14 protein-coding genes are annotated in these 12885 nt (G+C 40.0%); all 14 read right to left on the bottom strand.

Annotation, left to right across the window (positions count from 1 at the left end; all coding sequences use genetic code 11):
• Nucleotides 1–85: 85 nt before the first annotated feature.
• The 14 genes from BW986_RS15790 to BW986_RS15725 all read right to left on the bottom strand — a co-directional run bounded on the left by BW986_RS15790 (nucleotide 86) and on the right by BW986_RS15725 (nucleotide 12672).
• Nucleotides 86–778, bottom strand: a complete 693-nt coding sequence (locus tag BW986_RS15790; RefSeq protein ID WP_142244657.1) for a YjjG family noncanonical pyrimidine nucleotidase — start codon at nucleotides 776–778, stop codon at nucleotides 86–88.
• Between the two features lie 73 nt (nucleotides 779–851).
• A complete protein-coding gene (locus tag BW986_RS15785; protein WP_076368818.1) occupies nucleotides 852–1304 on the bottom strand; it encodes a DMT family transporter in 453 nt (150 codons plus the stop codon).
• A 31-nt stretch (nucleotides 1305–1335) separates the two neighbouring features.
• On the bottom strand, nucleotides 1336–2034 hold the full coding sequence (locus tag BW986_RS15780) for a Crp/Fnr family transcriptional regulator (protein ID WP_076368817.1): 699 nt from the start codon (nucleotides 2032–2034) through the stop codon (nucleotides 1336–1338).
• A 43-nt stretch (nucleotides 2035–2077) separates the two neighbouring features.
• The gene (locus tag BW986_RS15775; RefSeq protein ID WP_076368816.1) at nucleotides 2078–2503 is read right to left on the bottom strand and encodes a DMT family transporter; all 426 of its coding nucleotides are present in this window, start codon (nucleotides 2501–2503) and stop codon (nucleotides 2078–2080) included.
• Between the two features lie 287 nt (nucleotides 2504–2790).
• On the bottom strand, nucleotides 2791–3933 hold the full coding sequence (locus tag BW986_RS15770; protein ID WP_076368815.1) for a M20 peptidase aminoacylase family protein: 1143 nt from the start codon (nucleotides 3931–3933) through the stop codon (nucleotides 2791–2793).
• Nucleotides 3934–3953: 20 nt separating this feature from the next.
• Nucleotides 3954–5372: a YfcC family protein gene (locus BW986_RS15765; RefSeq protein ID WP_076368814.1), complete on the bottom strand. Its 1419-nt coding sequence runs from the start codon at nucleotides 5370–5372 to the stop codon at nucleotides 3954–3956.
• A gap of 29 nt (nucleotides 5373–5401) precedes the next feature.
• Nucleotides 5402–6508, bottom strand: a complete 1107-nt coding sequence (locus tag BW986_RS15760; protein WP_076368813.1) for a mandelate racemase/muconate lactonizing enzyme family protein — start codon at nucleotides 6506–6508, stop codon at nucleotides 5402–5404.
• Nucleotides 6509–6593: 85 nt separating this feature from the next.
• Nucleotides 6594–7910: a hypothetical protein gene (locus tag BW986_RS15755; RefSeq protein WP_076368812.1), complete on the bottom strand. Its 1317-nt coding sequence runs from the start codon at nucleotides 7908–7910 to the stop codon at nucleotides 6594–6596.
• Nucleotides 7911–8103: 193 nt separating this feature from the next.
• Nucleotides 8104–9006, bottom strand: a complete 903-nt coding sequence (locus BW986_RS15750) for an aldo/keto reductase (protein WP_076368811.1) — start codon at nucleotides 9004–9006, stop codon at nucleotides 8104–8106.
• A gap of 279 nt (nucleotides 9007–9285) precedes the next feature.
• Nucleotides 9286–9615, bottom strand: a complete 330-nt coding sequence (locus tag BW986_RS15745; RefSeq protein ID WP_076368810.1) for a PTS lactose/cellobiose transporter subunit IIA — start codon at nucleotides 9613–9615, stop codon at nucleotides 9286–9288.
• Nucleotides 9616–9639: 24 nt separating this feature from the next.
• On the bottom strand, nucleotides 9640–9945 hold the full coding sequence (locus BW986_RS15740) for a PTS sugar transporter subunit IIB (protein ID WP_076368809.1): 306 nt from the start codon (nucleotides 9943–9945) through the stop codon (nucleotides 9640–9642).
• A gap of 31 nt (nucleotides 9946–9976) precedes the next feature.
• The gene (locus BW986_RS15735; RefSeq protein ID WP_076368808.1) at nucleotides 9977–11059 is read right to left on the bottom strand and encodes a DUF871 domain-containing protein; all 1083 of its coding nucleotides are present in this window, start codon (nucleotides 11057–11059) and stop codon (nucleotides 9977–9979) included.
• A 16-nt stretch (nucleotides 11060–11075) separates the two neighbouring features.
• The gene (locus BW986_RS15730) at nucleotides 11076–11351 is read right to left on the bottom strand and encodes a hypothetical protein (RefSeq protein ID WP_076368807.1); all 276 of its coding nucleotides are present in this window, start codon (nucleotides 11349–11351) and stop codon (nucleotides 11076–11078) included.
• Entirely contained in the window at nucleotides 11344–12672 is a 1329-nt protein-coding gene (locus BW986_RS15725; RefSeq protein ID WP_076368806.1) for a PTS sugar transporter subunit IIC, read from the bottom strand. Before BW986_RS15725 ends, BW986_RS15730 begins: the two co-directional genes overlap by 8 nt.
• Nucleotides 12673–12885 lie beyond the last annotated feature (213 nt).

Genomic DNA, 12885 nt, shown 5'->3' with positions numbered 1-12885 from the left:
TTATACTTGCTTATTTAGCCATTCTTTATCGTCCATGTACTGATCGCAAATACAATGATATTACAACTAGCTTTTGAAACTCAAGTCATGCTTTGTTGATTATGGAATATAGATCACTAAGCTGCTTGATTTCGTAGGTTGGCTCTATCCCCGTTTCATTCAGCTTCTGTTCAGGATTAAACCAGCAGGTATCCATGCCGGCAATTTGTCCTCCTCTTATGTCCGCACTTAATGAGTCCCCGATTATCAATCCTTGATCCGGTTTTAAATCAGGAATACAGGCAAATACGTAATCAAAAAACTCTTTCATCGGCTTTTGATATCCAGTATCCTCTGAAATGAAAATTCGTTTAAAATATGCATGCAAGCCTGAATCCCGCAAGCGTTTATCTTGGGTCATGGAGACCCCATTTGACACAATATATAAATCATGGTGCTGTTCTAAATTCGCTACCAATTCTTGTGCCCCATTAACTTCTTTGTGCCCTTGTTCCAAGTGACCACGATAGGTTTTCTCCAGTGCACCCCCGTCCACTGTCCGGCCAAATTCTTTAAAAAAAATTAAAAATCGTGTATTGATTACCTCATCCCGCGATATTTCCCCCATTTCAAATGACTTCCACAGGTTTTGGTTGATTGTTTTATAATGCGCCTCCGCTTGCGGTGTATACAAAATTTGTTGCTCCTTGAGAAGTAAGCGCAGTGCATCACTTTCAGCCTTTCGAAAGTCTAAAAGTGTATCATCTATATCAAAAAATAAAGCTTTGTATCTGTTCAAGTGTATCGCTCCATTCAATGTTTCATCATACTTTGAATAACTCGTGACCATACAATGGTCTTTCTAAGTCATTTCAAGAGACCGTTTTCCTTTTCCCTCCTATTTTGAATATTATCATCCCAGTAATGATAATCAGGATACTCGCCAACTGATTGTATGTAAAGGGAACCTTCTCCAGCCCCAACAAACCTGTAGAATCCCAAGCGAGAGCAAATAAAAGCTGTGCCGCCATCACGATTGAAATGGCGAAGGTTGGTCCTAGAAGCTTAACTCCCTGTGTCACACAAATGACCACGCCTATGCCAACCAACCCGCTGAGCCAATACCAGGGCTTCATATTATGCAGTTGAAAAAACTCCATTCCCTCAAATGCGAACCCACATAAAAACGAGGCAAGAAAGCCCAACCCTAATACTAGTGTAGTCGTTGACCATGAATTGACATGTTCATTTACTTTACTATTGAAAACGTTTTGTAAACTGACCATTGAACCCGCGAGGATTGCCCAACTTAATCCAAGTAACATCGTAACGCCTCCTCCAAATCATATAAACTATCTACTCATAAATATTATGGCTTGACAGTGCCTTTAAACCTTCCCAATCTTTAACTTGGATGAACCCATCGGACCGATCAATCAAACCATCCCTACAAAGCTGCAGGATGACCCGATTAAGGTGCCTGTAACTTGTCCCAATAAAGTTTGCCGTATCCTTCAGGCTCTCAGTATTCAACCGTCCAGTGATTTGGGCATTTGTTTCATCGAACGAAACAGATAGGAGGTAACTTGCAAGCCTTACTTCAACTGGATGCATTAAATTGAAACTAAGTGACTTGGATTTAACATAAAACTTCTGGGTGATGACCCTTAGTAAAAATTGGAGGAAGGCCGGTTGACCTTCGGCATACTTTTTTAACCATTGATGATGGATGCCGATAACATAGACATCCGATACCGCTTCAACAGTATTGATGATATCGATTCCCTGTATATATTCAATATCCCCAATTACTTCAAGAGGGGTCTTGAATGACAGAATCAGATTCTTGCCTTCAACTGATGTCGTATACACTTTAACTTTTCCCTTAACCAGCACGTACAAATAATTCACTCGATCGCCTTGGGAGCAAATACATTCACCTGACTCAACATGGTAGAGAGATAAATAGGGCATCAAGGCTCCATTAAAAATGTTTTCCAACTGATGGACCTTCAAATAGTGATTGATTTTTTCCGAATCCATTATTTCTTTCATCTGATTAAGATTCACTTCCTGCCTATTACTTATATCCTTACAATTATAACGCTAATAAAATGATTCCTGCCATCATCAAGCCAAGCCCAATGAACTGTGGTAATTCCATCTTCTGTTTCGTTACCCCAAACCACCCTTTGCTATCAATGACAAAGCTAAGAATTAGCTGAGCAAGCAATAGAGCAGATACCGAAAACGTCACTCCGATCTGTTTATAAGCGGTAATATTACTGAAAATTATCACCGCAGCAAAGGCGCCACCTGACAAATACATTGGTTTTACTTTTTTTAATTCAAGAGAATCCCCTTTACGTATCATAATTAATATCATCCCGGCGATGATGAAACCAGTGAACTGTGTAATCGTTGCGACTTGCCACGTGCTAAGGTCCCGGCTAATCTGAAAATTGGCTACACCTTGCAACGTTAGAAAGGCTCCTCCAAAAAACGAAAAGAAAATCCCTTTCACTGTGTCTCCCCCCTTCTTTCTTTCCATTATTAAATAACGGATTAAAGATTCCGGAAAGGACATATGTCCCGCTGTTCGACTCCAGGCTTCATAGTTGGAATGGAAGTTTTTTTGGGGAAATAACAAAAAATTCTCTGCCAAGGCCAATCTTTAATTAGCAAAGGCCACTAAATAATTAGTGGCCTCGCTTGTTTACCATTAACTTGAATAATAAAAATAAGTCTAATTCCTAGCAATTTAATCATTTTCGGAGAACTTAGCGGGATAGAAATTAAATGGTGCCTTTTTTACTTGTCATCTTTAGAAAAAGTTTCAATGACTGCCCTGGTTATTATTTCAATACCCGTGAAAATGGCATCATGATTAAACACCATATTGGGATGGTGTAAACCTGGCTCTAAATCGCAGCCCAGCCCCAACATCGTTGCCTTGATAGCAGGTCTTTCTTTTGTATAGAAATGAAAATCCTCACCTCCAGGAGTGATGATGGGCCTGACTACTCCTTTGGCCCCTAAGGTTTTTTCAATTGCCTTCTCCATAAATCGTTCCGCTTCTTGGTCAATGGATGCGGCATATACTCTTTCTTTATGCTGAAAGCTAATTTCGCATTGATGGAAGACGGACATTTTCTTCAAGACACACTCCACCTTTTCGATCAATTCATCCATCGCTTCATTCGTCTGGGCGCGTAAGTCAAGACTGAACCTGGAGGACCCAGGTATAATATTCGCATTTTCCCCTCCTGCAGAAACCTGTGTCATTTTGACTGAATATGATATTTGCGGGTCTAGCCGTATTCCTTTAAGCTGGTCAACAATGGATGTGATCACTTCAATGGCATTTAAAGTCAAATGGGGTCTGGCACCATGTCCGTCAAATCCGTGAATTTCACCATACACTGTATTGGCTGACCCGTGAATGATGCCTGATGAGGCTTGTCCAAGTTTCATTTCCTGAATGGGGCGCAAATGAAGACCATATAGAAAATCAACATCTTCCAATACCTGTTTTTCAATCATCTTTAAAGCACCTTCACCAACTTCTTCGGCAGGCTGAAAAATAAATTTTAACGTACCTGGAAGATTAATCTTCATTTTTTTTAATACCAGCAAGACGCCCAAAACAATCGTCATATGAGCATCATGCCCACAGGAGTGGTTGGCACGAATTGTCCCATCCACCTCCTGAAGGAGAGCATCCATATCGGCACGCAATCCGACCGTTAAGTTTTTTCGCCATTCATCTGGATGCCAATTCCCCACAATCCCAGGCATATCCTCATAACTGGTCACCTCAATATCATTTTGTTGGAGGATCTTTGAAATATAAGACGTAGTCTGATATTCTTTCCAGCTCACTTCAGGATTCTCATGAAGATGGTGGAAAATCTCCAGTATTTGAGGTTTAATTTCATTCAATAATTCCTTCATCTAAACCACTCCTTATTTTCTTAGGAGATACCGAGGGCCACTGCAGCCATTAATGCAATGCAAGCAATCAAAGCCCACCCGAGAATTAATTTCCAAATGAACTTCACCCATCTCTCATAGGGAATCCCAGCGATGGCCAGATATCCCATTAACGCTGATGACGTTGGAATGATGGAATTCGTAACCGAATCTCCATATTGGAAGGCAAGAACGGCAAGCTGCCTTTCCAAACCTAAAATATCCGTAATGGGAACCATGATCGGCATTGTTGCCGCAGCCTGCCCGCTACCCGAAGAGATGAATAAATTCAGGATTGCTTGGGTGAAGAACATGCCTACGACATTCAATGCCTGCGGTAGGTGGCCGATCCCGGACGCCGCCATGAAGACCAAAGAATCTATGATTTTCCCTTCTTCCAACACTACTGTTATTGCTCTTGCGAAGCCGACGATCAAGGCTCCAAATGTTACCGCTTTGGCCCCATCGATAAATGAATCGAAAATTCTCCCAAGCTGTAAACCGCCTACAATCCCGCTTACAATACCCATAATCAAAAATGAAGCGGTAAGCTCGGTTAAAAACCAACCCCATTTAAACACACCATAAATGTTAAAAGCCAGACCCAAAATCATCGCGATGAAGACTAGCTTGTGACGCCCCGTCAGTTCTGGAAAGTCGACTAGACCAACCGTTCGTTTTTCTTTTTGTTCAATATCATAGATAACACTATTTTCAGGATTCCGCTTTACCTTATTCGCATAACGGCTAACATACCAAATGGCAAATGCTAGTACAAAAATATAAATCACAAAGCGAAAACCGATTCCTGAGAATAAAGGTACTTCAGCAAGTGATTGCGCCACCCCTACCGTAAAGGGATTGAGCATACCCCCAAAAAATCCGCTCGCTGCACCCAGTGTAATCATGGCCGTTCCAGTAACTGCGTCAAAGCCCATCGCCCTAGCTATAGCGATACCAATCGGTACAAAGATGATGGTCTCTTCTGCCATCCCCATGCTAAAACCGCCAATCGAAAAAAGCAGCATACTCAATGGAATCAAAAGCTTTTCCCGGCCCTCAAGTGATCGGACCCCTTTGTAGACTCCTGCTTCAATGGCCCCGGTAGTGCGTATTATCCCGAATACACCACTTACAAGAAAGATATAAAAAATGATTTGGGCTCCTTTTTCCAATCCCAATGGAATGGAGGTGAAAAGGTCAAAGAAGCTCACTGGGTCTTGTTCAATAGAATGATAGCTTCCGTCGACTACAAGCATTCTTCCTGATTCTTTATCTTCAACCCTGTCGAATTCGCCGGCCGGAATAACATATGAAGCAAGTCCTGCCAAGATGATTATGATAAAGATAAGTGTGTATGTATGCGGTACTTTCAACCTTGCCTTTTTCTTGACCGTCACACTATTTTTTTCCGTTTCCATCCGTTCACCCCATCCTGTACGGCTTATGATTAAACCAGCTCTTTTTTTATCGTTAATTGCTCAAGAACTTCCTCGTTAATTACGATTCCAAGCCCAGGTTCTTTTGTAAGATGGACATATGGAATTTCGTAATCAAGATTCCCAATATCGAGACTGAATAGAAGCGGGCCCGTCAATTCAGTACTGGTAATATTCTTTCGTGAAATGGCCGTATGGTACCCAGCTGCAGATCCGATGGAAGACTCCACCATGGAACCGATTTGGCAGCTGATTCCTGCAGCCTCTGCTGTCTTTGCCAATTGAATAGCCTGATAGATTCCGCCGCATTTCATTAGTTTAATATTGATTTTATCCACTGCATTCTTTTTAATGATTTCGAGTAGATGGGTTCCGTTATGGATGCTTTCATCAGCCATAAGTGGAATGGTCGTTTTTCCCTTTAGTTCAGCAAGACCGTCTATATCCCCCATTCTAATCGGCTGTTCCAACCATGAAAGGTTTAATGGTTCCAGAGCCTTCACTGCCGGAAGTGCGTTGGCAAATGTCCCCCACCCTTGATTTGCATCGACCCGAATCGGAATCTTCTTCCCGACCTTTTGTCGGACAGCAGCAATCCGTTCTATATCTGACTCAATATCCCAGCCAACTTTAAGTTTTAAAGAACTATATCCTTGATTGAGAGCTTCCTGCGCTTTTTCAGCCATGATCCCCGGTTCGTCTATACTCAATACCTTGGCGAAAGAGAGGGATTCATGGAATTTCCCGCCCAGTAAATCATAAATCGGTAATTTTGCGCTTTTCCCCATCAGGTCATGGCAGGCTATATCAATGGCCGCTTTTGCTGAGGGGTTTCCAATGATGGCGGAATTCATGATATCGTGAATCTTTTCTAAATTAAATGGGTTTTCCTGCTTTATAGCAGGTAAAAGGACATGCTTTAGTACTTCGAATGTCGCAAAAAACGTTTCCCCGGTTACATGTTCATCAGGCACTGCCTCACCATACCCCACCAGACCGTTATCTGCTATTAATTTTACGATAATAGATGGCATATGCTTGTATGTTTCATAGGAAATGACAAATGGCTCTTTTAATGGCAAATGAACGGCATGAATTTCAATACGTTCAATAAACAAAACTAACCTCCCCTTCCGTTGTCGTTATATGTCGTTAATAAAAACAATATATACCAACCTCCTTTTTCTGTAAAGTCTGAAAATTTTAATTTCCGTTAATTTTCTTGAATTTTTCCTCAGGTACATATAAATTGCGGGGTCTTCCTTGCCCATATGGATGTTCCTCTCCAACTCTGGTTAGACAGCCTCCTTCAGTAAGTCTTTTTACGAATCTTTCTGCCGATCGTCTGGTACAACTCATGTATTCCTCCAGCTCTGCTGCAGAAAAAGCTCGAAAATGGTTTATCGAAATAAACTGATGAATCATTTTTATATTTTTTGCACTCATTTTTAGTTCACTGGCTAATTTTTGAATGGCTTCATCTTCATTTTTCAATTCCACTTGGTGATTCCCTTCAAATAATGGTCCCTTGAGTTTTTGATCTTCATCCACCAAGCAAACTACCGTTTTGTTCCTAAGAAATTTATTGGTGAAAAATAGTGCCTGAGCCGAATGTTTTTCCGCCTCTTGAATCGTATATCCATATCCAATGCCAATTTGGAAGAGGGATTGAAATTCTTGTTCCATTTGTACGATAATTTCATCATATATACCTGATTCAAATGCCTGCAATGCACCGCGTGTCGTATAAATCAAATGTGGATTACAGTATTCAAGTGAAACACGAGCCTGTAATCTCTTACTCAATTTCTGTAAAAAATTTAATAATCTTTCACTTTCATTAGCGTTTTGTTGATAATCTTGAATGGAAATGACAGCAATCTGGGATTCTTTCGTTTTCTTTAGTTTTAATAAGGAGATAGCTCTTGTAAGACTGTCTACTAAGGTGTGTTTGGGCTGGACCATAAATCTGGAAGGAATGGACAGTCTTTGAAGCTCATGATATACAGCATGTATGCTCGTTAATGCGATATGTGTTTTTCCTTCTTTATGCAGGTTGCTATGGAATTGAACGAATTCGGCTATATTTAGTGTCTGGATACTTTCTTCCCTCTTGTATATCCAAGGATAATCTTTCACACAAAGGAATTCTTCAACAATTTCCGATTCTTCCAATACATTCATTAACCTTTTTCTGTCCGGTAAATCTATTGAGATTTGATTTATAGTAACCTGTTCCCTATGAGAAATCGATAACAACGAAAGCGCAACTGTCAATTCATCAAATGGGACATAAATAGCTTCCAATAAACCCCTTTTAACTTTTTCGTATCCGTAATAAAAAGGTATGGAACCTGAAAACAGTACTAGATCGGTTTGTTTTCCCGCATTTTCTATTAATAGACTGCTTTCTTCCGGCATGTCATATTGAAAGGAAATGAATTGTACCTCAGGAAACATGGGAAAGTGGATTGATATGGATTCCAAAAAATACTTTGAGCCTATTACCCCGATTTTCATGTTGTTTCACCTCGAAATGAAATAGTATTTTTATTATACGGCAGAATCTTATTAGTACTAAAAAAATTCACAAAAATCATGGTTTGAAAAGTGAAAGTCCATCTCTTGCAATTTAAGAATGGGAACCTCTTCACGGAGGTCCCCATTAAGGTTTCTTGTTCAACGGTACATTTCATTACGGGATATCATTTCATTACGGGATATCATGTCCCATCGAGCTGGTTAAAATATTGAACCATTGCTCTTTTTCCATGCTTAGGTTTAGTGAATCAATTGCGCTGTCCAGTCGTTCTTTCTTACCGGATCCAACAATCGGAATGATTTTTGCAGGATGTCTCAATAGCCATGCATACATCACTTCATCTATTCCGTTAGCACCGATTTCTTCTTTTACGATTTCTAACATTTTTCTTAACCGGGCAGCCTTTTCATTCGATTCCTCAAAGATGCTTCCTCCTGCAAGAGGTGACCATGCCATAGGAGCCACGCCCGTTTGTTGACATAGATTAACGGTTCCGTCCTCGAAGTTTTCAAGATTATATGCAGAAAGCTCCAGTTGATTCGTCACAAGGGGATATTCAAGATAAGATTGAAGCATATCCCATTGCGTTTTTTTGAAGTTCGATACTCCAAAGTTACGGACCTTTCCTGATTCTTTTAATTGATTAAACGCTTCAGCCGTTTCCGCCGGGTCCATCAGGGGATCCGGACGATGGATAAGCAATAAATCAATATAATCCGTTTTAAGATTCATTAGAGATTGTTCAACAGACTTTATTATATGGGGTTTACTAGTGTCATAATGGTGACTTTTATGTGATGGACGGTTTTCTGATTGAAGAACTATGCCGCATTTCGTAACGATTTCCATTTTATCGCGTAAAGATGGCTTTAATGCAAGTGCTTTCCCAAAAATCTCCTCACACGTATAGCTGCCATATATATCGGCGTGATCATATGTAGTGATGCCCCGATCCACCCCATGTTCAATAAGAGCTAGGATTTCATCTGTAGAAAATCTCCAATCTGCCAATCTCCACATACCGTGTACAATGCGTGAAAGACTAAAATCTTCAGTTAGATTGACTCTTTGCATGTTATTCTCCCCTTTTATAACATGATTAATCTTGCTAATCAGTTGTTTGTTCTGCTTTTCATGATCATCCTTCGTTAGTTCAAGGCAGTATCATTATTAGTATAATTTAAAATTTCGGAGATTCCTAATCTTGAGTGACCCTTATATCCCGAGCATAAATTCATGAACCTATGCTAAAGAAATGCATCGCCGCCTTGTCATGTAATTTCACCCCTTTGTTCCATAAGAAAGAGGCTGCCGCAGCAGCCTCTTAAAAGGAATCCATCAGCATGAATCACTTCATTGGTTCCTTTGTATTTTCTCGTGTAATTCCACGATTTCCATCGCTAAATCTTTTGTTGTCATGGAGGTCATCAGGTGATCTTGAGCATGGATCAGGAGCATTGGAATTTCGAATTTCTCACCGCTCACTTCTTGTTGAATCAATGCGGTTTGGATTTTATGTGCAGCAACAAACTCATGTTCCGCTTCCTTTAATTTATCCTGGGCTTCGCCTGATTTACCTTGTTTTTGCAAGGCGATGGCTTCCATTGCACAACTGCGGGCATTCCCGCTATGAAGAATTAATTGAAATGATAATTCAGATAGATCCTCTTTCGTTTTCGCCATATTAACACCCCTTTTGATAGTATTTTATTTTGAAATTAATTGGAGGGCCGTACGCAATACTTCCTTTCCATTACATGATCCATAATGCATTGGATTTATCGTATCTACCGGTACTCCTTTTTCATCCCCTATTTTCTTTATATCATTAAGTAAATAACGAACTTGAGGGCCTAAAAGAATAACATCCACGTCGTCAATATGGTTTCTTACTTCCGTTGTGGCAACAGCCTGTATTTTCACGCTCAATCCTTCTTCCGCCGCCGCTTTCTCCATCTTATTGACCAATAGACTAGTGGACATTCCTGCAGAACAGCATAATAGTATATTCATTCTGTATTCCTCCTTAAAAATTAGGTACAAGTTATTTAACCAATTTAAATGTGCCCCATGGCCTAATATAATCCATTAAAAAATGTTCCTCTTTTACAACATGGGCGACTGCATTTTTTCGTTCATCCAATGGCATATCCCTTAAAATGACTTGAAGTTCCCCTTTGTACTTACCAAAAGAATCATTTCCGATGAAAACGGACCCTTTTCGCTGTGGGACACTTTCCCGGATTGCAAAGTCTTCATTCGCATATTTTTTCCTGACCTCCACTGAACGGACCATATATTCACTGATATCGCCACGGCGAAGGTGTAATTCATCCAATACAACCTTTTTCTCAATTGGTGTCGCATCTGAATGGAGTTCCACCTTCAGTTCGATCATGTCACGCTGCAATGATCCCAGCATTCTTAATTCCTCTTCACTCGCGTAAGCATTCCCGATGATGACATCATCAATTAAACCAGTTGCCCATAGATGCTTGGCTTGTACATCAATTGAAAGTTCACGGTGCTGTTCTAATGTGCATAATCCATCATTAATACTCCAAGGACCTATATCACCAGTTTTCGAAGTAACAAATGCAGCTGTACGAATGCCATGTTCTTTAAAACGTTTACTGCAGGAAATAAAGAAGTCGTAAGGGAGACCTGTGAATTTTTGGGGATAGAAATTATGACAGCCAATCATTTGATTTTTATTCCCTTGATGAGTCAGAATATTCAATAAATAATCAACATCATTACTCATATTCAATTCGATTTTCAATCCATAAGGATTATATGTCATTTTAGCTTCTTTCAAGCCATCGAACCCAAGGTCTAGACGAACACCGTCCGCTCCCATTTCTGCGAAAAAACTCAAATCGTCATAACTGATATCAAACTTGTCGAAAACAGCTGGAGCAACATCAAGAATGACTTCCATATGTAATGTTTTCGCATAAGAAATAATATTTTTATATTCTTCCATGACAATTTCATAAGGTTTTGAAACCGATAATAAACATGTGAAAATTCGTTCAAAACCATAACCATGGGCCAGTTTAATATATTCCTTGTCTTTTTCCGGTGTAGAGTGTTCCGGATAAATTGAAATACCCAATCTTCTCATGACCTATTATTCCTCCTTACTTGCTTTCTTTCCATTGGGCCCTCCTGGCCTGTAAATCCATTAAATAATCACGGTATCGTGAGGATACCATTACAGAACAAATGACCGTCGGTACAATGACAATTAAATAATAAGTCGATCCCATTGCGCTAAACAGAATGATTGAAAAGCCAATGATTACAATGGACAGGCCGACTGATTTCCAGGGTGTTAATTTCTCACCTAGAGCGGTACGGGAAAAAATGATTTGGGCCCCTACAAATGATAGGGTTGCGAAAATTATTTCAAGCATATTTAATGCCCGCCTTTTTATCTTCAGGTCCGGCTTCTATTTTATTTTCATCACGTAAATGCTGCTTCTCGAACATCTTGAAAAATGGAAAGTAGATCATTAATGAGATGACGAAATTCAACAAAACCAGTACCCCGGCCATGATCGTCCAATTTGTACTGATGACAGCCGCAATTGGACTAAAGACCGTAAACGGCAGCTTAGCCATTATCATCGGTATCAACCCTAATTGAAAGAAAGTATAGGAAACTATGACATTTACCAAGGGAGCAACAATGAACGGAACCATTAAAATGGGGTTCATGACAATCGGCGCTCCAAAAATGATTGGTTCGTTAATATTAAAAATCCCTGGAACAAATGACAGTTTACCCAGTTCTTTCAAATACTTCGATTTTGAAAATAAGAACAGTACAACAAGCGATAAAGTCGATCCTGCCCCTCCAATCCATACGAACCATTGAATGAACTGTTCGGTAAATAAGTTGGGCAGATTCGCCGCATTACCCGTTCTTGCAAATGCATCCATATTTTCGAGAATCGCCGAATCCCACATCGGCCTTATGATCGGACCTAATATTGCCGGTCCATGAATGCCCAGCGACCAAAAGAAAACGATGAGAAAGACTGTAAGCAGACCACCTATTAAACTATTGCCAACCAATAAATTTTTGAGAGGAGACACCAAAGTGGTGATGATCGAATTAATGTCAAAGCCTAAACCATAACGAATGCCCCAGAAAAGAAGGACCACGACCAATGTTGGAATAAGGGCCGCAAAGGAATTGGAAACCATTGGCGGAACGCTTTCCGGTAATTTGATTTTTATATCGCGTTTAATTAAAAAATGAAAAATTTCAACGGAAATCAGCGACGTTACGATTGCTCCGAATAATGACGCTGCGCTCAAAGAGCTGATAGGTAACCAGCGACCCGCTTCTATCACCCCTGGAACGGATTCCATGACTTGGGTAGGCACAACACATGTAATCAGGAAAGCTAGGACTGATAGAAGGCCTGCACTGAGCTGATCTAATTTATAATGGCCAGCAAGCGCTGAACCAACCCCGAAAGCTGCATATAATGCCATTGCTCCCACTGTAAACCGAAACGGAACATCCAAAGCAGCACGATAAGGTGCAATCCATTCATCATATCCATCAATTGGAAAATTCAACAAAATAACAAAGAATGATCCAATGATCGTCAATGGAAGTGTTGCTAGAACACCGTGCCTGATTGCCAGCAGATGTCTTTGTGAACCAATCTTGTTTGCAACTGGAAGCACTTTCATTTCGAGTAAACCCATAAAATTATTCAATAACCTTTCCCCCTTTTGAATAAAAGTCTGAAAAAACAAACAATTTCAATAAATAAACATTATAACGTTATATTGATTATGTCAATATTTTTATTGAAAATATGGTTTGTGTTGCAGACTTTGAAATCATAGGCGTGTAAAATTCTTGTCTACATTTCCCTACACATATTTGTTTAACTTCAATTAAAGGTATATGATAGATAAAAAGATTGT

The organism is Peribacillus simplex, assembly GCF_900156045.1.
In the GTDB taxonomy this organism is placed as follows: Bacteria; Bacillota; Bacilli; order Bacillales; family DSM-1321; genus Peribacillus; species Peribacillus simplex_D.
The sequence above is the reverse complement of the archived record's forward strand: the minus strand, read 5'-3'. Positions and strand labels throughout refer to the sequence as shown.